Genomic DNA, 21,871 nt, shown 5'->3' on the forward strand with positions numbered 1-21,871 from the left:
ACAACCGGCGGCTGCCTTACACTGCCCGGCATGAAAACCATTCCCCACCAGCAAATCACCGAGCCAGCGGTCACCTGCTCGACCTGCGCGGCGTGCTGCTGCCAGCTTGAAGTGATGCTGATCACCGACACCGGCGTGCCTGAGCGCTTTATCGATAACGATGAGTGGGGCGGTGAAGTGATGCTGCGTCTGGACGACGGCTGGTGCGCGGCGCTGGATCGCGACAGCATGATGTGCACGATCTACGAACGACGTCCGCTGATCTGTCGCGAGTTCGAGATGGGGGCACCGGAGTGCCTTGAAGAACGCAAAGGCATTGCCACGGCCTACCGTTGATTAGATGCAAAAAGATCGCAGCCTGCGGCAGCTCCTACAGGGGATTGGGTTTTCCTGTAGGAGCTGCCGCAGGCTGCGATCTTTTGATCTTGCTTACAGCGGCATCGTGTAATGCAGCGCGTAGCTTTCTACACCGTCGTTGCTGCTGGCCAGGCCGGCGTTGGAATAGTGCGTCGCACGGATCCCGACTTCATGCCCGCCATTGAAGCGCAGGCCAAAACCGATGCGGTCTTCGAACTGCAAAGAGCCGCCGATGTTGTTGCTTTCATATTTGGTGTTGGAGAACGCTGCGACACCAATGCCCGCTTCAACATACGGCTTGACCGACTGACCGGCAAACTCGTAAACGAACACCGGCGAGAACGACAGGCTGTTGTTGCTGGAAGTCTTGTCACCCTCCCAATACGTGTAGGCACCGCTCCAGTAACCGGTCAGGCGACCGACGTCACTTTGCAGCCAGCTCTTGTCCCAATCGAAATTCATGCCGAGGCGATACGTCATGGTCGAATCGCTGGTCGCACCCACTGCAAACTCAACGCCTGCCGCTTGTGCGGTAATACTTTGCCCCATCAGTGCAGCCGCAATCGCGGCCAAGCAGAATAGTCGCTTCACTTTGAAACTTCCTTTTCCGGAACGATCGTTTGGTTTTTTAGTAAACCCAGCGGTATAGAAATCAGCGCTTGAGCAGAAGTTCAGCTGACTTTTTAGATATTTCACATTTTTTTTACAAGGTGAATTTTTCGACGTCGCCGGCGGCTTGGCCCAACAGGGGCAGGATTTTGCGAAAGGACGCCGGATCCGCGCTGGTCCAGAATCTGACTGGCTGGTTCGGTCCGTGGGCGAGCAACCCGCGCTCGGCCAGCAGCCGCTGCAACTGGCGGGCGACGGCGGCACCGGTGTCGATCAGGCTGATGCTGTCGGGAATCATCGTCTTGAGCATCGGCTTGAGAAACGGATAGTGAGTGCAACCGAGAATGATCGTGTCGCAACCATTGGCCAGCAGCGGCTCGACATAGTGCTGGAGCAATGCGCGCAGCTCGGCGCTATGCAGATCACCGCTTTCAATCAGCTCAACCAGACCGGGGCACGGCTGGGTGATGACGCGAACGTCGGTAGCGAAACGATCAAGCAACGCGGCGAACTTGGCGCTCTGCAACGTGCCGGTGGTGGCAAGTACGCCAACCACACCGCTACGGGTCGCGGCAGCAGCAGGTTTGACCGCAGGCTCCATGCCGACAATCGGCCACTCGGGGAAATCCCGGCGCAGATCGGCAACAGCGGCCACCGTCGCGGTGTTGCAGGCAATCACCAGGGCCTTGGCGCCCTGCTCGCGGAAAAAACCGGCCATCACCTTGCAGCGCTGGCGGATGAACTCAGGGGATTTCTCGCCGTAGGGAATGTGCCCGCAATCGGCGAAGTACAGCAGTGACTCATGGGGCAGCAACCGCTGGACTTCGGCCAGTACCGACAAGCCGCCGACACCGGAATCGAACACCGCGATCGGTGCCTCACGCATCGTGCGATCCGCAGACGCTGCAGCCCGGATCGCGCTTGACCCGCAGCTCACGAAAGCGCGAACCCAAGGCATCGATCAGCAGCAAGCGGCCTACCAGTGGTTCGCCGAAACCGACCAGCACTTTCAAGGCTTCGAGCGCCTGAAGACTGCCGACCAGGCCCACCAGTGGCCCGACCACACCGGCCTCGCTGCACGTCAGTTCGGCTTCGCTGCCATGCCCGTACAGGCAGTGATAACACGGACTTTCCGGGCGACGCGGGTCGAACACCGCCAACTGCCCTTCCAGACGAATCGCCGCGCCGCTGACCAGTGGCTTGCGCGCGGCCACGCATGCGGCGTTGACCGCTTCGCGGGTGGAGAAATTGTCGGAACAGTCGAGCACCAGATCCACCGCCGACACGGCAGCGGCAAGGGAGTCCTCGTCCAGCGCCTGACGGTGCGGCACCAGTTGAATCTCGGGGTTGATCGCGCCGAGGCGCTTGAGCGCCGAGTCGACCTTGCTCATGCCGACACTGTCGGTGTCATGAATGATCTGGCGCTGCAGATTGGTCAGGTCGACCGTGTCGAAATCCGCCAGATGCAACTCACCGACACCGGCCGCCGCCAGATACAGCGCGACCGGCGCACCGAGGCCGCCGAGGCCGACGATCAGCACGCGGCTGTCTTTGAGCTTCAGTTGCCCATCGATGTCGATGTGTTGCAGCAGAATCTGCCGGCTGTAGCGCAGCAATTCCTGATCATTCAGCACGGCAGGCGCCCCAGGCTGATCCGTTGATGGCCGCCCAGATCGGTGCGGCTGTGGACTTGTTCAAAACCGCGGGTCAGCAACAGATCACGCACGGCCTCGGCTTGATCATAGCCGTGTTCGAGCATCAGCCAGCCGCCGGCTTCCAGATGATCCGGCGCCTGGGCGACGATCAGGCGCAGATCGTCGAGCCCGTCGACACCGGCCACCAGCGCACTGGCCGGTTCGAAGCGCACGTCGCCCTCGACCAGATGCGGGTCGGCAGCGGCGATGTAGGGCGGGTTACTGATGATCAGATGGAAGCGCTGGCCTTCGAGGGAGCTGAACCAGTGGCTGCTCAGCACCGTGGCGTTGTTCAGGCTCAAGCGCTGGCGGTTGCGTTCGGCCAGGGCCACGGCTTCCAGCACGCGATCCACCGCCGTGACTTGCCACGCCGGGCGTTCGCTGGCCAGGGCCAAGGCAATCGCGCCGCTGCCGGTGCCCAGATCGAGCACTTTCGCCGGCGTCGCCGCCAGCAACTCCAGCGCGGCTTCGACCAGCAATTCGGTGTCCGGACGTGGAATCAGCGTGTGCGGTGCAACTTCCAGATCGAGTTTCCAGAACCCCTGCTGACCGAGAATATAGGCCACCGGCTCACCGCCGCGACGTCGCTGCAGATACTCGGCGAAGAGCAGCGCCGCTTCGCTGGGCACGATGCGCTCAGGCCAGGTGTGGAGGAAGCTGCGCGGCTTGCCCAGTGCCGCCGCCAGGAGCAATTCGGCATCCAGACGCGCCGTCGGCGAATCCGGCAGTTCGGCGGCACGCAACAGACTGGCAATGATGGTCATTTATTCACCTATCGCTGCAAGCTGGTCGGCCTGGTATTCGGCCAGCAGAGGCTCGATCACCGCTTCAACGCCACCGGCGAGAATTTCATCCAGGGAGTACAGGGTCAGGTTGACGCGATGGTCGGTGACCCGGCCCTGAGCAAAGTTGTAAGTACGAATACGCTCGGAACGGTCGCCAGAACCGACCAGCAATTTACGCTCGCTGGCAATCGCATTGGCCGCTGCGGCGGTCTGCTGGTCGTTGAGCTTGGCGGACAGCCAGGCCATCGCCCGCGCGCGGTTCTTGTGCTGGGAACGTTCTTCCTGGCACTCGACGACGGTGCCGGTCGGTATGTGCGTGATGCGGATCGCCGAATCGGTGGTGTTGACGTGCTGACCACCGGCCCCGGAGGAGCGGTAAGTGTCGACACGCAGATCCGCCGGGTTGATCTCGATGGCTTCCCGCTCGTCCGGCTCGGGCAACACCGCCACGGTGCAGGCCGAGGTGTGGATACGGCCCTGGGATTCGGTGGCGGGTACACGCTGTACGCGGTGCGCGCCGGACTCGAATTTCAGCTTGCCGTAAACGTTGTCGCCTTCAATGCGGGCGATGACTTCTTTATAGCCACCGTGCTCGCCTTCGTTTTCCGAAAGGATCTCCACGCGCCAGCCACGCCGTTCGGCGTAACGCGAGTACATGCGAAACAGATCGCCGGAGAAGATCGCCGCTTCGTCGCCACCGGTACCGGCGCGAATTTCGAGAAAGACGTTACGCCCGTCATTGGGATCCTTGGGCAGCAACATGCGCTGCAGATCATCTTCCAGTCTGATCAGCAATTCCTTGGCTTCGCGGACTTCCTCCACGGCCATTTCACGCATGTCCGGGTCGCTGTCCTTGAGCAGCGCCTGGGCGCCTTCAAGATCACTTTGTACGCCGAGCAGCTTTTTATAGCCTTGTACCACCGGCTCGAGTTCGGCGTATTCCTTGGAATAAGCGCGGAATTTGGCCTGGTCGGCAATGACTTCGCCGTCGCCGAGCAGCGCGGTCAGTTCCTCGAAACGGTCCTGGAGGGTGTCCAGCTTGTTGAGCAGTGACGCTTTCATTGCGGTTTTTTATCCGAAAAACTATCCGGTGAGCCCTCGAGGGCGAAGAGTTCCTGGGCCATGGCCAGCGCATCGAGGCGGCCTTCGGCAGAAAGCTTTTTCAACTGCACGCTGGGCGCATGCAGCAGTTTATTGGTCAGGCCACGGGCCAGTTGCCCGAGCACCTCTTCGGCGTTGCCGCCGTTGGCCAGCAGACGCAGGGCCTTTTGCAGCTCCTCGTCACGCAGGCGTTCGCTCTGTTGCCGATAAGCCTTGAGCACATCGACCGCCGCCAGTTCGCGCAGACGCACCATGAAATCGTCGGCGCCGACCGAAACCATCTCTTCCGCCGCCTGGGCTGCACCCTGCCGACTCTTGAGGTTCTCGGCGACCACTTCGTGCAGATCGTCGACGCTGTACAGGTAAACGTCGTCGAGTTCGCCGACTTCCGGCTCGATGTCGCGGGGTACGGCGATGTCGACCATGAAGATCGGCTTGTGCTTGCGCTGCTTCAGCGCGCTTTCGACGGCGCCTTTACCGAGGATCGGCAACTGGCTGGCGGTCGAACTGATCACGATATCGCTGCGCACCAGTTCTGCCGGAATGTCCGAGAGCAGCACCGCATGCGCGCCGAACTGCTCGGCCAGCAGGCTGGCGCGTTCCAGCGTACGGTTGGCCACCACGATGCGCTTGACCCCCAGCTCGTGCAAATGGCGGGCGACCAGCGTGATGGTCTCGCCGGCGCCGATCAACAGGGCCTGGCTGCGCTGCAAATCACTGAAAATCTGTTTGGCCAGGCTGACGGCGGCAAACGCCACGGACACCGGGTTTTCACCGATGGCGGTGTCGGTACGCACTTGCTTGGCGGCGTTGAACGTCGCTTGAAAAAGTCGCCCCAGCAGCGGGCCGATGGTGCCCGCCTCACGCGCCACGGCGTAGGCCGATTTCATCTGGCCGAGGATCTGCGGTTCGCCCAGCACCAGCGAGTCGAGCCCGGAGGCGACGCGCATCATGTGACGAACTGCCGCATCATCTTCGTGCACATAAGCGCTCGCGCGCAGCTCATCGAGGCTTAAATGGTGATAATCCGCCAGCCAGCGCAGAACCAGATCAGCGGAAATCTGATCCTGTTCTATATAAAGCTCACTGCGATTGCAGGTGGAGAGGATCGCAGCTTCGCGGCTGTCGGTGAGTCGGCAGAGCTGCTGCAAGGCCTCAACCAGCTGCTCAGGGGTAAAGGCCACGCGCTCGCGGACGTCTACTGAAGCAGTCTTGTGGTTAATACCGAGTGCAAGGAAGGCCATTCAAGGTCGCTGATGGTGACGTGAAGCCGGCAATTGTCCTACTTCGTCAGATTCAGAACAACTACCGCTGACTATTGTCCCAATTGTCGGCCACTATAAAGGCCACATTCGAGACTCGGTTATGTTTGACCGAAGGCTTGTGTCATGATGATCCGACCGCAGGTTAGTCGTCCTTCTCCTATATGAATAGATCTTCCGCGTTGCTCCTTGCTTTTGTCTTCCTCAGCGGCTGCCAGGCCATGGCACCCGTTTCGCCGGACGGTACCCCGCCGGTCGAAGACACCACGCCCGCGCCTGAAAAACCCAAGGTTTACAGCTCGTTCAGCGAGGAAACCGTCTTCAGCCTGCTGAGCGCCGAACTCGCCGGCCAGCGCAATCGTTTCGACATTGCCCTGGACAACTACGTGACCCAGGCGATCAACACCCAGGATCCGGGGGTTTCCGAGCGCGCGTTCCGCATCGCCGAATACCTCGGTGCCGACCAGCCTGCGCTGGATACCGCACTGATCTGGGCAAAAAACGCCCCGGACGACCTCGAGGCGCAGCGCGCCGCTGCCGTGCAGCTGGCCCGCGCCGGGCGTTACGACGACTCCATGGTCTACATGGAGAAAGTTCTGCAAGGCAAGGGCGACACTCATTTCGACTTCCTCGCACTGTCGGCGGCCGATACCGATCAGGAAACCCGCAACGGTTTGATGAAAAGTTTCGACCGTCTGCTGCAGCGCCACCCGAAGAACAGTCAGCTGATTTTCGGCAAGGCCCTGTTGCTGCAACAGGACGGCGACAATAAAGCCGCACTGACCCTGCTCGAAGACAACCCGCCGGAAGAAGGCGAGATTGCTCCGATCCTGTTGCGCGCACGTCTGCTGCAAACCCTGAATCGTGGCGACGAAGCCTTGCCACTGCTGCGCAAAAGCATCAAGCAATACCCGGACGACAAGCGCCTGCGCCTGACGTATGCGCGCACCCTGGTCGAACAGGACCGGATGGACGACGCCAAAGTCGAGTTCTCCACCCTGGTTCAGCAATACCCGGAAGATGACGAACTGCGTTACTCGCTGGCATTGGTCTGCCTGGAAGCCAAGGCCTGGGACGAGGCCAAGGGCTACCTGGAAGACCTGATCGCCCGGGAAAGCCACGTCGATTCGGCACACCTGAACCTCGGCCGCATCGCTGAAGAGCGCAACGATCCACAGGGCGCGCTGATCGAATACGCCCAGGTCGGCCCGGGCAATGACTATCTGCCGGCGCAACTGCGTCAGGCGGACATTCTGATGAACAACGGCAAGACCGCCGAAGCCCAGAGCAAACTGGCGGCCGAGCGCGATGCCCAGCCGGATTACGCAATCCAGCTGTATTTGATCGAATCCGAAACCCTGTCGGCCAACAAACAGGACGACAAGGCCTGGAAGGTCCTGCAGCAAGCGCTGCTGCAATACCCGGACGATCTGAATCTGCTCTACACCCGCGCCATGCTCGCGGAAAAGCGCAATGACCTGGCGCAGATGGAAAAAGACCTGCGCCTGATCATCAAGCGCGACCCGGACAACGCCATGGCGCTCAATGCGCTGGGCTACACCCTGTCCGATCGCACTACCCGCTATGCCGAAGCCAAAGCCCTGATCGAACAGGCGCACCAGATCAATCCGGAAGACCCGGCGGTACTCGACAGCCTCGGCTGGGTGAATTTCCGCATGGGCAATCTGGACGACGCCGAGAAGTATCTGCGTCAGGCGCTCGAGCGCTTCCCGGACCACGAAGTCGCCGCGCACCTGGGCGAAGTCCTGTGGGTCAAGGGCAATCAGCGCGAAGCCAAACAAGTCTGGGGCAAATTCCTCAAGGATCAGCCCGACAGCACCATCCTGCGCAGCACCATCAAGCGCCTGACCGGATCCGAGACTCTTTAACTCATGTTTTTGCGCCACGTTATTGTTTTCAGTTTCATCGCCCTGCTCGCCGGTTGCGCGGGCTTCGGTGCTCGCGAGTCGGTCGAGGGCCACGGCAGTCCGGCTCAGTGGACCGCAAACAAACAACAGCTGACCGGCCTCGACGGCTGGCAGATCGACGGCAAGATCGGCATCCGCGCACCGAAAGATTCCGGTAGCGGCACGCTGTTCTGGCTGCAACGCCAGGACTATTACGACATTCGTCTGTCCGGCCCGCTGGGTCGTGGCGCGGCGCGTCTGACCGGGCGTCCGGGCAAGGTCTCGCTGGAAGTCGCCAATCAGGGCCGCTATGACGCCGAGTCACCGGAAGCGCTGCTCGAAGAGCAACTGGGCTGGAAGTTGCCCGTGTCGAATCTGGCCTGGTGGGTCCGTGGCTTGCCGGCACCCAGCAGCAAAAGCCGTCTGACCCTGGATAACGACAGTCGCCTGGCCAATCTGGAACAGGACGGCTGGAAGGTCGAGTACCTCAGCTACGCCGAGCAGAACGGTTACTGGCTGCCCGAGCGGATCAAACTGCATGGCACCGATCTGGACGTGACGCTGGTGATCAAGACCTGGCAACCGCGTAAATTGGGGCAATAACCCATGACCGCTCCACGTCTGACGCTGCCGTCGCCGGCCAAGCTCAATCTGATGCTGCACATTCTCGGGCGCCGTGCAGACGGTTATCACGAACTGCAGACGCTGTTTCAGTTTGTCGATTACGGCGACGAAATCACCTTCGCCGTGCGCGACGACGGCGTGATACAGCTGCACACCGAATTCGCTGGCGTGCCCCACGACAGCAACCTGATCGTGCGCGCGGCGAAAATGCTTCAGCAACAGTCCGGCTGCCCACTGGGCATCGACATCTGGATCGACAAGGTGCTGCCGATGGGTGGCGGCATCGGTGGCGGCAGCTCGAACGCGGCCACTACCCTGCTCGGTCTCAATCACCTGTGGCAACTGGGCTGGGATGAGGATCGCCTCGCGGCACTGGGCCTGTCGCTCGGCGCTGACGTGCCGGTTTTCGTCCGTGGCCACGCGGCATTTGCCGAAGGCGTGGGCGAAAAACTGACCCCGGTCGAACCCGAAGAACCGTGGTATCTGGTGCTCGTGCCGCAAGTCTCTGTAAGTACGGCAGAAATTTTTTCCGATCCTTTGTTGACACGTAACACGCCGCCCATTAAAGTGCGCCCCGTTCCCGAGGGAAACAGTCGAAATGACTGCTTGCCGGTGGTTGCAAGGCGTTATCCAGAGGTACGTAACGCATTGGATTTGTTAGGTAAATTTACCGAAGCAAAACTCACCGGAACTGGAAGTTGTGTGTTTGGGGGCTTCCCAAGCAAAGCTGAAGCTGATAAAGTCTCGGCCCTTCTTACAGAGACCCTTACAGGGTTTGTAGCAAAAGGAAGCAACGTTTCGATGTTGCATCGCAAGCTGCAAAGTCTGCTCTAAAAGGAATCAAGTGCCAGGCACTTGAAGCAACAGATACAGGGGCGTCGCCAAGCGGTAAGGCAGCAGGTTTTGATCCTGCCATGCGTTGGTTCGAATCCAGCCGCCCCTGCCATTTTCTATACTCATCCAGGTTACCCTCAGCCTCTAGGTACTGCGCGTGTCCAAGATGATGGTCTTTACGGGGAACGCTAACCCCGATCTGGCTCGGCGTGTTGTACGTCAGCTGCATATCCCTCTCGGTGACATCTCTGTCGGCAAGTTTTCCGACGGCGAAATTACTGCCGAGATCAATGAAAACGTTCGCGGTAAAGACGTTTTCATTATTCAGCCGACTTGCGCCCCGACCAACGATAACCTGATGGAACTGGTCGTGATGGCTGATGCCTTCCGCCGCTCCTCGGCTACTCGTATCACTGCTGTTATTCCTTATTTTGGTTATGCCCGTCAGGATCGCCGTCCGCGTTCCGCACGTGTGGCTATCAGCGCGAAAGTCGTTGCTGACATGCTTACCGTAGTCGGCATCGACCGTGTGCTCACGGTTGATCTGCATGCTGACCAGATTCAGGGCTTCTTCGATATTCCGGTAGATAACATCTACGGCTCCCCGGTTCTGGTGGATGACATTGAAGATCAGCGCTTCGAAAACCTGATGATCGTGTCTCCGGACATTGGTGGCGTCGTGCGTGCACGTGCCGTTGCCAAATCCCTGGGCGTGGATCTCGGGATCATCGACAAACGCCGTGAGAAAGCCAATCACTCTGAAGTGATGCATATCATCGGTGATGTCGAAGGGCGTACCTGCATTCTGGTCGATGACATGGTCGATACCGCCGGCACTCTGTGCCACGCGGCCAAGGCCTTGAAAGAGCATGGCGCAGCCAAGGTCTTTGCCTACTGCACACACCCTGTGCTGTCGGGTCGGGCCATCGAGAATATCGAAAATTCCGTGCTGGACGAGCTGGTGGTGACTAACACCATCCCGCTGTCCGCTGCAGCACAAGCCTGTGCACGTATCCGTCAACTGGATATCGCACCGGTTGTTGCCGAAGCGGTTCGCCGCATCAGCAATGAAGAATCGATCAGCGCGATGTTCCGTTAAGGGCCCTGCCCTTCTCGAAATGTCTCGTTGACGAAAAGCGCCCCGCCCCGGCATTCCTGTCGGGGCGGGGCTTTTTTGCCCATACCGTGTTTGGCGCTGGTCGCAAACGCCGCTCGGTCATGGCTATTTTGGAGATACAAAATGAACGATTTTACTCTGAATGCTGAAGTGCGTTCCGACCTGGGGAAAGGTGCGAGCCGCCGCCTGCGTCGTCTCGCCGCTCTGGTTCCAGCTGTTGTTTACGGTGGCGACAAAGCCCCTGAATCCATCAGCATGCTGGCCAAAGAAGTTGCCAAACTGCTCGAAAACGAAGCGGCTTACAGCCACATCATCGAGCTGAACGTTGGTGGCAAGAAACAAAACGTCGTGATCAAGGCACTGCAACGTCACCCGGCCAAAGGCCACGTGATGCACGCTGACTTCGTACGCGTTGTCGCTGGCCAGAAACTGACCGCTATCGTTCCTGTGCACTTCATCAACGAAGCTGCTCCAGTGAAGAAAGGCGGCGAAATCTCGCACGTTGTTGCCGAGATCGAAGTTTCCTGCCTGCCAAAAGACCTGCCTGAGTTCATCGAAGTCGACCTGGCTAACGCTGAAATCGGCACCATCGTTCACCTGTCGGACCTCAAAGCTCCTAAAGGTGTCGAGTTCGTTGCTCTGGCACACGGCGATGACAAGGCAGTAGCCAACGTCCACGCTCCACGTGTTGCTCCAGAAGCTACCGAAGAAGGCGCAGCAGAGTAATTTCACTCTGTTCGTCGGAGTGAGTGAAACATCGCGGACTGGAACGTAGCGAGAAAGCGGGCGGGAACGCGGAGTTTACATTCATGGTAAATGAGCAATTTTCGTCCACTTTCGCCGCCTTCACTGATCGCGGCGATGTCAAACACCACTCCAAGGAAGGGCCCCTATCGTGACTGCCATCAAACTGATCGTTGGCCTGGGAAATCCAGGCGCCGAATACGAACAGACCCGGCATAACGCAGGGGCCCTTTTTGTTGAGCGCATCGCCGCCGCGCAAGGTGTGAACCTTGTGGCCGATCGCAAATATTTCGGCCTGACCGGGCGCTACTCGCATCAGGGTCAGGATGTTCGTCTGCTGATTCCCACCACCTACATGAACCGCAGCGGCCAGGCCGTGGCGGCACTCGCCGGTTTCTTCCGCATCAAGCCTGAAGAAATCCTGGTGGCGCACGACGAACTCGACCTGCCTCCGGGCGTCGCCAAGCTCAAGCAGGGCGGCGGCCATGGCGGTCACAACGGGTTGCGCGACATCATCGCGCAACTGGGCAATCAGAATACGTTCTACCGCCTGCGGCTTGGCATCGGCCACCCGGGCGTTGCCAGTATGGTTTCAAATTTCGTCCTGGGTCGTGCGCCACGCGCCGAACAGGAAAAACTCGATGCCAGCATCGACTTTGCCCTCGGCGTGCTGCCGGATATCCTCGCCGGTGAATGGAACCGCGCGATGAAAAACCTGCACAGCCAGAAGGCCTGACTCTAATCCGAGGGGAAACACCATGGGATTCAATTGCGGCATCGTCGGCCTGCCTAACGTCGGCAAGTCCACCCTGTTCAACGCCCTGACCAAATCCGGGATCGCGGCCGAGAACTTCCCCTTCTGCACCATCGAGCCGAACAGCGGCATCGTGCCGATGCCGGATCCGCGTCTGGACGCTCTGGCGGCCATCGTCAATCCGAAGCGCATCCTGCCGACCACCATGGAATTCGTCGACATCGCAGGCCTGGTAGCCGGCGCCTCGAAAGGTGAAGGTCTGGGCAACAAGTTCCTGGCCAACATCCGTGAAACCGACGCCATCGCTCACGTGGTGCGCTGCTTCGAAGACGACAACGTGATCCACGTGTCCAACAGCGTCAACCCGAAGCGCGACATCGAAATCATCGACCTGGAACTGATCTTCGCCGACCTCGACAGCTGCGAGAAGCAACTGCAGAAAGTCGCGCGCAATGCCAAGGGTGGTGACAAGGACGCAGTGGCTCAGAAAGCCCTGCTGGAGCAATTGATCCCTCACTTCACCGAAGGCAAGCCTGCGCGCAGCCTGATGAAGAACATGAGCGCCGACGAGAAGGCGATCATCAAGGGTTTCCACCTGCTGACCACCAAACCGGTCATGTACATCGCCAACGTCGCTGAAGACGGTTTCGAGAACAACCCGCACCTGGACGTGGTCAAGGCCATCGCCGAAGAAGAAGGCGCCATGGTGGTTCCGGTGTGCAACAAGATCGAAGCGGAAATCGCCGAGCTCGAAGACGGCGAAGAGAAAGACATGTTCCTCGAGGCCCTGGGCCTGGAAGAGCCTGGCCTGAACCGCGTGATCCGTGCCGGCTACGAAATGCTGCACCTGCAGACTTACTTCACCGCCGGCGTCGAAGAAGTCCGCGCCTGGACCGTCCGCGTCGGTGCCACCGCACCACAAGCTGCCGGCGTGATCCACACCGACTTCGAAAAAGGCTTCATCCGCGCCGAAGTCATCGCTTACAACGACTTCATCCAGTACAAGGGCGAAGCCGGTGCCAAGGAAGCCGGTAAATGGCGCCTGGAAGGCAAGGACTACATCGTCAAGGACGGCGACGTGATGCACTTCCGCTTCAACGTGTAAGCGTTACGTCCAAGAAAAAGCCGCGTTTGATACGCGGCTTTTTTGTGCCTGAAATTTACTGCTGAACATATTTCCCCTGTGGGAGCGAGCCTGCTCGCGAAAAGGGAGTGTCAGTCACACCTCTGTGAATACCACACCGCATTCGCGAGCAGGCTCGCTCCCACAGTTGGAAATGGTGTGGGGTCAGGCCTTCTTGGTTCGTGGCAAGAAGATCGCCAGCACGCCAAACAACGGCAAAAACGAGCACAGGAAATACACGTATTCGATGCCGTGCACATCCGCCAGATGCCCGAGCAACGCCGCGCCGATCCCGCCAAAACCGAACATCAAGCCGAAGAACACGCCGGCAATCATCCCGACATTACCCGGCACCAGCTCTTGCGCGTACACCACAATCGCCGAGAACGCCGAGGCGAGGATGAAGCCGATCACCACACTGAGGACAGAGGTCCAGAACAGATCGACGTGCGGCATCAGCAAGGTGAACGGTGCCACGCCGAGAATCGAAAACCAGATCACCGCCTTACGCCCGATCTTGTCGCCAATCGGCCCGCCAAAGAACGTCCCCGCCGCCACCGCACCGAGAAACAGGAACAGATGCAACTGCGAACTGGCCACCGACAGGTCGAACTTCTCGATCAGGTAGAAGGTGAAATAGCTGGTAAGGCTGGCCATGTAGAAATACTTGGAAAACACCAGCAAGCCGAGCACCACCAGCGCACTGATCACCCTGCCCTTCGACAGCCCGTGAGTCGCCGCCTGGCCAGCCTTGAGCTTGAACAGGTTCAAGTGATGGGCGTACCAGCGACTGATGCGGTACAGCACGAACAGCGCAAACACCGCGAACAAACCGAACCACGCCACGTTGCCCTGACCGAACGGAATAATGATCGCCGCTGCCAATAACGGGCCGAACGCGGAACCGGCGTTACCGCCGACCTGGAAGGTCGATTGCGCCAGACCAAAGCGCCCGCCCGAGGCCAGCCGGGCAATTCGCGAGGCTTCGGGGTGAAAGGTCGAAGAACCGATACCGATCAATGCCGCCGCCAGCAGAATCAACGGGAAACTGCCGACCACCGACATCATCACGATGCCGATCAGCGTGCAGATCGAGCCCGCCGGCAACAGCCACGGTTTTGGATGGCGGTCCGTGTGGTAACCGACCCACGGCTGCAACAGCGATGCGGTCAACTGGAAGGTCAGCGTGATCAGCCCAACCTGAGTGAAGCTCAAGCCATAGTTGGCTTTGAGCATCGGGTAGATCGACGGCAGCACTGACTGAATCAGGTCGTTGATCAAATGCGCCAGCGCCACCGCGCCGATGATACGCATCACCAACGGGCTGCTTTGGGGAGGAACGGACGCCGAGGCAGCGGCGGTCTGAGCGTTGCTGATAGCCATGGAAGTTTCCGTACAGCAGATGGGTGCACGCAGGCAGGTGCGTCAATGTGCCATTTTTCGGTGCATCAGCGCCATCCCCTTAGCCAGCTAACTAATCAACCGAATAACAGACCAATCTCTGTAGGAGCTGCCGAAGGCTGCGATCTTTTGATCTTGATCTTAAAAACAAAGATCAAAAGATCGTCCGATCGCGGCCCGAGCCTTCGGCAGCTCCTACATGGGATAGGTGATAGCTCAACGCCATGGTCTGAATCTTGCCTTGCTTCTCCCCTCGAACGCGGCGGCCTTACAAAGGTCGTCGAGAATGGGAAGTTTCGCTACAGAGCCGGCCTACCGAGCGGGCGAGAGTGAACTTTCGAGGCCTTTTAGCAGGGCACAACATCGAGGTCGCAAGACCGCGATGCACGCCATTGGTGCGTAGTGTCCAGAGGAGTCATGGGGCATGCAGGCTTTCCTTTCACCGGGGATCAAATTGCTGGGGCGGTTTGGCTTCGCGCGTAAATTCCAGCTGTTGTTTCTGCTGTTCATTCTGCCGTTGGCCGGCAGCCTGTTGATGATCGGTCAGGACTATCGCAACAAACTCAATCTGATTGCCGGTGAGCGTGCCGGCGTGCGCCAGTTGCTCAGCCTCGATGCCCTGGACAACCTGCTCGCCGCCCAGCGTGACCGCGCCGCCCGTTGGCGCGCCACCGAAACCAATCGCCAGCCGACCCCGGCCACCCTCGCCGCCATGGCGGCATTCGATGCAGTACAACCGGCCCTCCAGCAAGCCACCAGCGATCTGGGCAATGCTCTGAACAAGGAAGGCGCCGAAGGTGAAACTTTCGCCCGCTATCAAGCCCTGCAAACTGCGCTCGGCGGTCTGGATTCGAAAAGCCTGAGCAGCGTCGGCTGGTGGCCGGACGGTTACGACCGCTTCACCAACGCCCTCAGCGCCCTGCAAGCGTTGCGCGAGCAAATCGTCATGGACAACCGCCTGACCCTGGCGCCATGGCTGGAAACCTATCTGCTGACGCAGATCTCCACGCAGCACGCACCGGATCTGATCGAGCGCGTAGGCCGCCTCGCCGCCGTCGGCCAGGCTTCGGTGGTCTCGGGACAATTCACTTTGCAGAGTCGCTTGCAACTGCGCGATCTGCGTGGCCGCATCGGCGATGCCCGCGAACAGCTTGTCAAAACCGCAGGTCTGCTCGAAGCGCGTCTGCCGAGCGATTTGCACACCTGGGCCGGTCAGTATCACGACAGCCTCAAGCGCCTTGATGCCGGGCTGAAGGTGCTGGATGACGGCGTGTTTGGCGGCAGCATTACACTCAAACCGGAAGACTTCGAACGCAGCCTCGATGCACTGTTGGGCGATCTCGCCTCATTGCGCCAGCAATCACTGCTGTCGCTGGATCAGCGCCTGGACGCTTACCACGGCTCGGCGATTCGCCAATTCATCGTGGTCGCCGCGGTGTTCGGTTGCCTGTTGCTGGCGGCGTTGTACCTGTTCGTCTGCCTGCAAGCCTCGATCCGCCGCAGCGCCAGCGGCATTACCCTGCTTGCCGAAGCCCTGCGTGACGGCAACCTGAGCCTGCAAGTACCGGTGGTGGGCCGCGACGAGCTGGCGGCGATCAGCACCGCGCTCAACGTCGCCGTGGTGCAACTGCGCGCCAGCATGCTCGGGGTCGATCGCGAAACCTCGCAACTGAGTCACGCGGTGCGCAGCCTCAACGATCATTCCAGCGGCGCGCTGAGCGAAGTCGAAGCGCAGCAGTTGCAGATCAGCCAGATCGCCGCCGCTGCGACGCAACTGGCCGCCACTTCGCAAGGTGTGGCGCAGAGTTGCGAACAGGCCTCCGGCAGCGCCCAACAGACCCGACGCATCGCTGCCGACAGCAGCCGCGACAGCCAGCGCACCACGGCGAGCATTCAGCAACTCAACCAACGCCTGAACGACACCGCAGCGGCACTCGGTCGCGTCAGCGAGCAGGGGCAGCAGATTCAACTGGTGGTCGACACCATCCGTGGCGTCGCCGAGCAGACCAACCTGCTCGCGCTCAACGCCGCCATTGAGGCCGCGCGCGCCGGCGAACAGGGACGCGGCTTTGCCGTGGTCGCCGATGAAGTGCGCAGCCTGTCGCAACGTACCCAGTCATCGACCGCGCAAATCGCCGGCACGGTCGACAGCCTGCGCGCCACGGTCAACGAGGCGGTGAGCCTGATGGAAGCCGCCTGCGGCCAGGCGCAATCGGATGCCGAAGCCGTGACCGGTCTTGGTGAACGTCTCGGCGAAATCGCCAGCGCAGTGCAGAGTGTCACTGACACCCTGGCGCAGATCGCCACCGCCGTGGAGGAACAGGCAAGCACCGCCGATGAAGTCAGCGGCAATATCCAGCAGGTCGATCAAGCCGCGGTGCGTCTGCTTGAGGGCGCCCGCGCGGTGAATCTCGCGGCGGATACCCTGAGTCAGGGCAGCAAGGCTCTGAGCGACAACACCGCACGCTTCCGGCTCAGCTGATCACGGCTTCGGGGAAGTCCGCTTCCAGCTCGGTCTTCAGCCACTGGATAAACCACGCCACATCCGCCGAGAACTCGGCGGACGGCGTGAGGACCCGATAGCTTTCCAGCTTCACCTGCGCGTCCACCGCGCGCACCAGTTTGCCGGACTTGAGCTCCTCGCGAACCAGCACTTCATTGGCCAAGGCAATGCCCTGCCCGCTCTCGGCCACCGACAGCGCGTGATCGTTGTTGACGTAAAGCATGTCGGAATTGAGGTGAATATCCAGCTCGTTGGCGGCGAACCACAGGTTCCACCACTCGCCGTCATCGACGTGGATCAGTTCATGGCGAACCAGATCTGCCGGGCCGATCACAGGCTCGATGCTGGCGAGGTATTGCGGGGTGCAGATCGGAAACACGCGCGGGCAGATCAATGCTGCACGGGAGTCGGCGTACTGCCCGTCGAGGCCATAGACGATGCCCAGATCGGCACTTTTGCCGTCGACTTCGGTGAAGGTGGAGTTTGGCTCGATCGCCAGTTTCAATCCCGGTCGCAGATGCCGCAGGGTTTCGATCCTTGGCATCAACCAGCGCTTGGCAAACCCCGGCACCACCATGATCCGCAACCAGCGCTCGGCATCTTTCGGCCGCGCCTCCTTGCCGGCTTCGATGATCAACTGCAACGCGGCGCTGATCTTGCGGTGGTACTTCTCACCCGCCGGCGTCAGGTTGACCCCGCGCGAGGTGCGCTCGAACAGCTGAATGCCCAGCCAGTCCTCCAGCAACTTCACATGCCGACCAATCGCCGGTTGGGTCACGTGCAGGGCTTTCGAGGCTTCGACGTAGCTGCCCAAGCGTGCGGCGGCATCAAACGCACGCACCGCGTTGAGCGGCGGCAAACGGTGGTCGGGCATGATTCCTGGCGCCTTTGGCTGTTAAATTAACTAACAGCTGCCATGTTTAAATTGAAGTGTCGCCTCACGCAAGCACTGGCTGATAATCGAGCCACAGCAGAACAATAAAACAGCTGGTTTCACCCCGTACGCAATCTCGATCCTGCCCAGAAAAATAATATCCATGGCCCGACGACTTCGCTGATTCACAGCGCAATCGCAGGCGATGGGGGAATCGGAGGTAACGCATGAATGCCCTGCATTCGCTGCAAACGCTGGCGGTGTCGATCCGCTCGGTGCGCAAGGTTTACGGTGATCCGGACACCGGTCCGGTGGCGTTGAAAAACATCGATCTGGACATCCGCGACAACGAATTCTTCACCCTGCTCGGCCCTTCCGGCTGCGGCAAGACCACCCTGCTGCGGATGATCGCCGGCTTCGAGTTTCCTACCGAAGGCGAGATCCTGCTGTACGGCGAAAACATCGCCGACCGACCGCCGTTCCAGCGCCCGGTCAACACGGTGTTCCAGCATTACGCGCTGTTCCCGCACATGACCATCGCCGAGAACCTGGCCTTCGGCCTCGAATCGCAGCCGATGGGCAAGGTGCTGAACAAGGCGCAAATCACCGAGCGCGTGCGGGAGATGCTCGCGCTGGTGCAAATGGAACGCTTCGCCAATCGCAAGCCGGCGCAGTTGTCCGGTGGCCAGCAACAACGCGTCGCCCTCGCCCGCGCCCTGGCACCCCACCCGAAAGTATTGCTGCTCGACGAACCCCTTTCCGCGCTCGATCTGAAGCTGCGCCAGGCCATGCGCGAAGAGCTGAAAACCATTCAGGCCAAGACCGGCATCACCTTCATCTTCGTCACCCACGACCAGGAAGAAGCGCTGACCATGTCCGACCGCATCGCCGTGTTGTCCGAGGGCGAAGTGCAGCAGGTCGGCCGTCCGGAAGATATCTACGAACGCCCGCGCAATCGCTTCGTCGCCGACTTCATCGGCGAAACCAATTTCATCCAGGGCACGGTGACGAAGATCGAGGACGGCATGGCCTGGTTCGCCGGGCCGGGCGTGCACCCGCTGCCGGCGCAAGCGTGCAGCGACGTGGCGATCGGCGCCAGCGTGACCTTGTCGGTACGCCCCGAGCGCCTGCATCTGGTGCCTGCCGCGACCGAGGCCGCGCTGCCGTGTCGGATCGAAGCGCAGATCTACCTCGGCACCGACCTGCAATATCAGGTCAGCCTCGGCGACGGCTCGCGCCTTACCGTGCGCACGCCCAACTGCGTCGACCAGAGCCTGCGCTTTGCCGTCGGTTCTCAGGCCGGTCTGCTGTTCGACCGGGGAAGCGCCAGCGTCCTGCACGATTGAGCCTGAGGAGTTGCCATGCACACCTTACCGATTACCAACACGCTGGAACGCCGCAAGGCCTTCCAGAGCTTCCTCGGAGTCAGCCCGGCGCTGGTCGCCATCGGCCTGTTTCTGCTGGTGCCGATCCTGATCGTCATCGGCTACTCGCTGATGGAAGCCAACCCCTACGGCGGGGTCAACAAAGTCTTCAGCACCGATGCCTACACCTCGTTGCTGTTCGAACGGCAAATGGACGACAGCCTGGCCTTCGCCGATTCCTACCTGATCATCGCCCTGCGTTCGGTCGGCATTGCCGGGCTGACCACACTCATCACGCTGTTGATCGGCTTCCCGGTCGCGGTGTGGCTGGCGATGCAACCGGCGCATCGGCGTGGCTTGCTGATCTTCCTGATCACCGTGCCGTTCTGGGCCAACCTGCTGATCCGCACCTACGCGTGGATTCTGCTGCTGCGCAACACCGGGGTGATCAACAACAGTCTGCTGGGCATGGGCGTCATCCATGAACCGTTGCAGCTGTTGTACACCGACGGCGCGGTGCTACTGGGGCTGGTTTATACCTACGCGCCGTTCGTGGTGCTGCCGATCTACGCCACGCTGGAAAAGATGGATATCCGCTTGCTCGAAGCCGCTCAGGATCTGTACGCCGGCCGCGTGCGCACCTTGCGCAAAGTGGTGTTGCCGATCGCCAAACCGGGAATTCTCGCTGGCGCCATCCTCACGTTCGTGCCGTGCCTGGGTGCGATGATCGCCCCGGAACTGCTCGGTGGCGGCACGCGGATGATGCTCGGCAACCTGATTTTCCGGCAGTTCAGCGATGCACGTAACTGGCCTTTCGGCGCCGCGCTGTCGCTGGTGCTGATGGCCGCCGTGATGCTGGTCTTGACCGTGTATGCCCTGCGCGCCGAGCGCCAGCGCATCGCTAAAGGAGGTGCGTGATGCTCGCGCCATTCAAACGCAAAGGGCTGGGCGTGCAGGACTTCCCCGGTTTCGGCGGCTTCAGTTTCCTGTTCTATCTGTACCTGTACGCGCCGATCGTGGTGCTGGTGGTGTTCTCGTTCAACGCCAACCAGTCGGCAACGGTGTGGACCGGCTTCAGCCTCGACTGGTATCGCGCCGCGTTCGCCAATCAGGCCTTGCGTCAGGCCGCCGGCAACAGCCTGTTGATCGCGGTCTGCGCGAGCATGATCGCCACGGCAATTGCCACCCTCGCCGCCCTCGGCACCTCACGCGGCGCCAAGTTCAAAGGGCTGCAACTGTCGATGGGCGCGATCATGTTGCCGCTGGTGCTGCCGGAAATTGTCGTCGGTGTGGCGACCCTGGCGCTGTTCTCGACCATTGGCCTGTCGCTGGGTTACGGCAACCTGATCATCGCGCATACGGTGTTCTGCATTCCGTTCGCCTACCTGCCGATTCGCGCGCGCCTCAACGACATGGACCTGTCGCTGGAGCAAGCCTCGGCCGACCTGTATGCCGGCCCGTGGCGGACCTTCCGCAAGGTGACCTTGCCGCTGCTGATGCCGGGAATTTTCTCCGGGCTGATGCTGGCCTTCATCGTCTCGCTGGATAACTTCGTGATCTCGATGATGGTCGCCCAGGCCGGTACGACAACGCTGCCGATCTTCATCTTCGGCCTGTTGCGCATGGGCGTGACACCCGACGTCAACGCCGTGTCGACCCTGATCCTCGGCGTCTCGGTGCTGTTTGTGAGCCTCTCTTACCTGCTGGGCAAAAAGAACGCCTGAACCTTCCAAGAACTGTGGGGAAATAACATGAGCAAGTGGATAAAAAGCGTCGGCACTGCGTTGTTCCTGACTGTGCCGCTGGCGATGACCGGCAGCGTTCAGGCCGCGGAAAAACTCAACGTGGTGAGCTGGAGCGGCTACTTCTCGCCGGAGATTCTCGCCAAGTTCCAGAAGCAGACCGGCATCGAAGTCACCGTCGATTCCTACGACTCCAACGAGACCCTGCTGGCCAAACTGAAACAGGGCGGCGCCGGTTACGACGTGGCGATTCCTTCGCACCAGTTCATCCCGATCCTGCTCAAGGAAAACCTGCTGGAGCGCTTCGACCCGGTCAAGGAGCCGTATTACGCCAGCGTTGTGGATAACCTGAAAAAACCGAGTTGGGACCCGGAGGGCGCGTACTCGGTGCCATTCATCTGGGGCACCACCAGCGTGGTCCTCGACACCGCGCGCTATAAAGGCCCGACTGACAGCTACAAGGTGTTATACGAGCCGCCAGCCGAGTTGCAGGGACGGATCAACATGTTCGACTCGACCAGCGAGATGGTCGACATGGCCAGCCTCTATCTGAATGTGCCGCTGTGCAGTGAAGACCCGAAACAGATGCAACAGGTGCTGACGCTGCTCAAGGCGCAGAAGCCGTTCGTAAAGACTTACAGCTCCAAGGCCGGCTCGATCCGCGAAAACCTCGCCTCGGGTGAAATCGACATGTCGATGTTCTGGGGCGGCTCATCGATGCGCGCCCGCGAGATGAAACCGAGCCTGAAATACCTGTACCCGAAAGAAGGCGTACTGGCCTGGGTCGACAACATGGTCATCCCCACCGGCAGCAAGAACCCGGCGAATGCCAAGGCGTTCATCGCCTTCCTCAGCCAGCCGGAAAACGCGGCGATGACCCAGAACTTTCTCAAACACCAGAGCCCGATCAAAGGCGTCGAACCGTTCCTCGATGCGGCGCTCAAGGATGCGCCGGAATTGCACATTCCCGAGGGCACTCACGTGGTGTTCAGCAAGACTTGCGGCGAAGGCGCGATCCGCCTCGCTGACCGTCTCTGGACCAACCTGATGCGTTGATTCCTGCCGCCTCGGCATGA

The 21,871-nt window shown here is 60.5% G+C and carries 21 protein-coding genes and 1 tRNA gene; 14 read left to right on the forward strand and 8 right to left on the reverse strand.

Annotation, left to right across the window (positions count from 1 at the left end):
- Positions 1-30 precede the first annotated feature (30 nt).
- On the forward strand, positions 31-336 hold the full coding sequence (locus tag HXW87_RS27370) for a YkgJ family cysteine cluster protein (protein WP_047296498.1): 306 nt from the start codon (positions 31-33) through the stop codon (positions 334-336).
- Between the two features lie 93 nt (positions 337-429).
- Here the strand turns inward: HXW87_RS27370 and HXW87_RS27375 are convergent, their stop codons facing one another.
- The 6 genes from HXW87_RS27375 to hemA form a co-directional block, all read right to left on the reverse strand.
- Positions 430-948 (reverse strand): acyloxyacyl hydrolase, encoded by a 519-nt coding sequence (locus HXW87_RS27375; protein ID WP_047296500.1) that lies wholly within the window; start codon positions 946-948, stop codon positions 430-432.
- 112 nt (positions 949-1,060) lie between these two features.
- Positions 1,061-1,852 carry a glutamate racemase gene (gene murI, locus HXW87_RS27380; protein WP_239778115.1) on the reverse strand — a complete coding sequence of 264 codons (792 nt, stop codon included), beginning with the start codon at positions 1,850-1,852 and terminating at the stop codon, positions 1,061-1,063.
- A complete protein-coding gene (locus HXW87_RS27385; protein WP_086791597.1) occupies positions 1,845-2,600 on the reverse strand; it encodes a molybdopterin-synthase adenylyltransferase MoeB in 756 nt (251 codons plus the stop codon). The genes murI and HXW87_RS27385 overlap by 8 nt, the downstream gene beginning before the upstream one ends.
- Entirely contained in the window at positions 2,594-3,424 is an 831-nt protein-coding gene (prmC, locus tag HXW87_RS27390) for a peptide chain release factor N(5)-glutamine methyltransferase (protein WP_239778116.1), read from the reverse strand. Before prmC ends, HXW87_RS27385 begins: the two co-directional genes overlap by 7 nt.
- A complete protein-coding gene (prfA, locus tag HXW87_RS27395; protein WP_027612234.1) occupies positions 3,425-4,507 on the reverse strand; it encodes a peptide chain release factor 1 in 1,083 nt (360 codons plus the stop codon).
- On the reverse strand, positions 4,504-5,790 hold the full coding sequence (hemA, locus tag HXW87_RS27400) for a glutamyl-tRNA reductase (RefSeq protein ID WP_041072472.1): 1,287 nt from the start codon (positions 5,788-5,790) through the stop codon (positions 4,504-4,506). The genes prfA and hemA overlap by 4 nt, the downstream gene beginning before the upstream one ends.
- Before the next feature lie 182 nt (positions 5,791-5,972).
- Here hemA and HXW87_RS27405 point away from each other — a divergent pair, with 182 nt between their 5' ends.
- From HXW87_RS27405 to ychF, 8 genes are all read left to right on the forward strand, one after another.
- Positions 5,973-7,697 (forward strand): tetratricopeptide repeat protein, encoded by a 1,725-nt coding sequence (locus HXW87_RS27405; protein ID WP_047296508.1) that lies wholly within the window; start codon positions 5,973-5,975, stop codon positions 7,695-7,697.
- Between the two features lie 3 nt (positions 7,698-7,700).
- Entirely contained in the window at positions 7,701-8,318 is a 618-nt protein-coding gene (gene lolB, locus HXW87_RS27410) for a lipoprotein insertase outer membrane protein LolB (protein WP_095668328.1), read from the forward strand.
- A 3-nt stretch (positions 8,319-8,321) separates the two neighbouring features.
- Entirely contained in the window at positions 8,322-9,173 is an 852-nt protein-coding gene (ispE, locus tag HXW87_RS27415) for a 4-(cytidine 5'-diphospho)-2-C-methyl-D-erythritol kinase (protein ID WP_047296513.1), read from the forward strand.
- 37 nt (positions 9,174-9,210) lie between these two features.
- Positions 9,211-9,285, forward strand: a tRNA-Gln gene (locus tag HXW87_RS27420).
- A gap of 45 nt (positions 9,286-9,330) precedes the next feature.
- The gene (locus tag HXW87_RS27425) at positions 9,331-10,272 is read left to right on the forward strand and encodes a ribose-phosphate pyrophosphokinase (protein ID WP_003171603.1); all 942 of its coding nucleotides are present in this window, start codon (positions 9,331-9,333) and stop codon (positions 10,270-10,272) included.
- Positions 10,273-10,413: 141 nt separating this feature from the next.
- Positions 10,414-11,016, forward strand: a complete 603-nt coding sequence (locus tag HXW87_RS27430; protein WP_007967646.1) for a 50S ribosomal protein L25/general stress protein Ctc — start codon at positions 10,414-10,416, stop codon at positions 11,014-11,016.
- Between the two features lie 169 nt (positions 11,017-11,185).
- Positions 11,186-11,770 carry an aminoacyl-tRNA hydrolase gene (pth, locus tag HXW87_RS27435; RefSeq protein WP_003228164.1) on the forward strand — a complete coding sequence of 195 codons (585 nt, stop codon included), beginning with the start codon at positions 11,186-11,188 and terminating at the stop codon, positions 11,768-11,770.
- Positions 11,771-11,792: 22 nt separating this feature from the next.
- Complete coding sequence (ychF, locus tag HXW87_RS27440; protein ID WP_041072487.1) at positions 11,793-12,893, forward strand: redox-regulated ATPase YchF; 1,101 nt, start codon at positions 11,793-11,795, stop codon at positions 12,891-12,893.
- Positions 12,894-13,076: 183 nt separating this feature from the next.
- Here ychF and HXW87_RS27445 read toward each other — a convergent pair whose 3' ends face one another.
- Positions 13,077-14,294: an MFS transporter gene (locus HXW87_RS27445; protein ID WP_047296514.1), complete on the reverse strand. Its 1,218-nt coding sequence runs from the start codon at positions 14,292-14,294 to the stop codon at positions 13,077-13,079.
- A 442-nt stretch (positions 14,295-14,736) separates the two neighbouring features.
- On the opposite strand from HXW87_RS27445, the gene HXW87_RS27450 reads away from it, so the two are divergent.
- Positions 14,737-16,794: a methyl-accepting chemotaxis protein gene (locus HXW87_RS27450; protein WP_239778118.1), complete on the forward strand. Its 2,058-nt coding sequence runs from the start codon at positions 14,737-14,739 to the stop codon at positions 16,792-16,794.
- On the opposite strand, the gene HXW87_RS27455 is transcribed toward HXW87_RS27450, so the two are convergent.
- A complete protein-coding gene (locus HXW87_RS27455) occupies positions 16,787-17,689 on the reverse strand; it encodes a LysR substrate-binding domain-containing protein (RefSeq protein ID WP_047296518.1) in 903 nt (300 codons plus the stop codon). The genes HXW87_RS27450 and HXW87_RS27455 overlap by 8 nt on opposite strands.
- Positions 17,690-17,916: 227 nt before the next feature.
- On the opposite strand from HXW87_RS27455, the gene HXW87_RS27460 reads away from it, so the two are divergent.
- Genes HXW87_RS27460 through HXW87_RS27475 form a run of 4 tightly spaced genes read left to right on the forward strand, consistent with a single transcriptional unit; the run spans position 17,917 to position 21,851 of the window.
- Complete coding sequence (locus HXW87_RS27460; RefSeq protein WP_239778119.1) at positions 17,917-19,035, forward strand: ABC transporter ATP-binding protein; 1,119 nt, start codon at positions 17,917-17,919, stop codon at positions 19,033-19,035.
- A 15-nt stretch (positions 19,036-19,050) separates the two neighbouring features.
- Complete coding sequence (locus tag HXW87_RS27465) at positions 19,051-19,971, forward strand: ABC transporter permease (protein WP_182402469.1); 921 nt, start codon at positions 19,051-19,053, stop codon at positions 19,969-19,971.
- A complete protein-coding gene (locus HXW87_RS27470; RefSeq protein WP_047296524.1) occupies positions 19,971-20,777 on the forward strand; it encodes an ABC transporter permease in 807 nt (268 codons plus the stop codon). Before HXW87_RS27465 ends, HXW87_RS27470 begins: the two co-directional genes overlap by 1 nt.
- A 27-nt stretch (positions 20,778-20,804) precedes the next feature.
- Positions 20,805-21,851: an extracellular solute-binding protein gene (locus tag HXW87_RS27475; RefSeq protein WP_239778121.1), complete on the forward strand. Its 1,047-nt coding sequence runs from the start codon at positions 20,805-20,807 to the stop codon at positions 21,849-21,851.
- Positions 21,852-21,871 lie beyond the last annotated feature (20 nt).

Source organism: Pseudomonas sp. Y5-11 (assembly GCF_022368695.1).
In the GTDB taxonomy this organism is placed as follows: domain Bacteria; phylum Pseudomonadota; class Gammaproteobacteria; order Pseudomonadales; family Pseudomonadaceae; genus Aquipseudomonas; species Aquipseudomonas parakoreensis.

Excerpts from the sequence above, each read along its gene's own strand:
- ispE (WP_047296513.1), top strand. The coding sequence starts at position 8,322 with ATGACCGCTCCACGTCTGACGCTGCCGTCGCCGGCCAAGCTCAATCTG.
- hemA (WP_041072472.1), bottom strand. The coding sequence starts at position 5,790 with ATGGCCTTCCTTGCACTCGGTATTAACCACAAGACTGCTTCAGTAGAC.
- HXW87_RS27475 (WP_239778121.1), top strand. The coding sequence starts at position 20,805 with ATGAGCAAGTGGATAAAAAGCGTCGGCACTGCGTTGTTCCTGACTGTG.
- HXW87_RS27465 (WP_182402469.1), top strand. The coding sequence starts at position 19,051 with ATGCACACCTTACCGATTACCAACACGCTGGAACGCCGCAAGGCCTTC.
- prfA (WP_027612234.1), bottom strand. The coding sequence starts at position 4,507 with ATGAAAGCGTCACTGCTCAACAAGCTGGACACCCTCCAGGACCGTTTC.
- murI (WP_239778115.1), bottom strand. The coding sequence starts at position 1,852 with ATGCGTGAGGCACCGATCGCGGTGTTCGATTCCGGTGTCGGCGGCTTG.
- lolB (WP_095668328.1), top strand. The coding sequence starts at position 7,701 with ATGTTTTTGCGCCACGTTATTGTTTTCAGTTTCATCGCCCTGCTCGCC.
- HXW87_RS27405 (WP_047296508.1), top strand. The coding sequence starts at position 5,973 with ATGAATAGATCTTCCGCGTTGCTCCTTGCTTTTGTCTTCCTCAGCGGC.
- HXW87_RS27470 (WP_047296524.1), top strand. The coding sequence starts at position 19,971 with ATGCTCGCGCCATTCAAACGCAAAGGGCTGGGCGTGCAGGACTTCCCC.
- HXW87_RS27450 (WP_239778118.1), top strand. The coding sequence starts at position 14,737 with ATGCAGGCTTTCCTTTCACCGGGGATCAAATTGCTGGGGCGGTTTGGC.
- HXW87_RS27445 (WP_047296514.1), bottom strand. The coding sequence starts at position 14,294 with ATGGCTATCAGCAACGCTCAGACCGCCGCTGCCTCGGCGTCCGTTCCT.
- HXW87_RS27370 (WP_047296498.1), top strand. The coding sequence starts at position 31 with ATGAAAACCATTCCCCACCAGCAAATCACCGAGCCAGCGGTCACCTGC.
- HXW87_RS27455 (WP_047296518.1), bottom strand. The coding sequence starts at position 17,689 with ATGCCCGACCACCGTTTGCCGCCGCTCAACGCGGTGCGTGCGTTTGAT.
- HXW87_RS27430 (WP_007967646.1), top strand. The coding sequence starts at position 10,414 with ATGAACGATTTTACTCTGAATGCTGAAGTGCGTTCCGACCTGGGGAAA.
- HXW87_RS27460 (WP_239778119.1), top strand. The coding sequence starts at position 17,917 with ATGAATGCCCTGCATTCGCTGCAAACGCTGGCGGTGTCGATCCGCTCG.
- prmC (WP_239778116.1), bottom strand. The coding sequence starts at position 3,424 with ATGACCATCATTGCCAGTCTGTTGCGTGCCGCCGAACTGCCGGATTCG.
- ychF (WP_041072487.1), top strand. The coding sequence starts at position 11,793 with ATGGGATTCAATTGCGGCATCGTCGGCCTGCCTAACGTCGGCAAGTCC.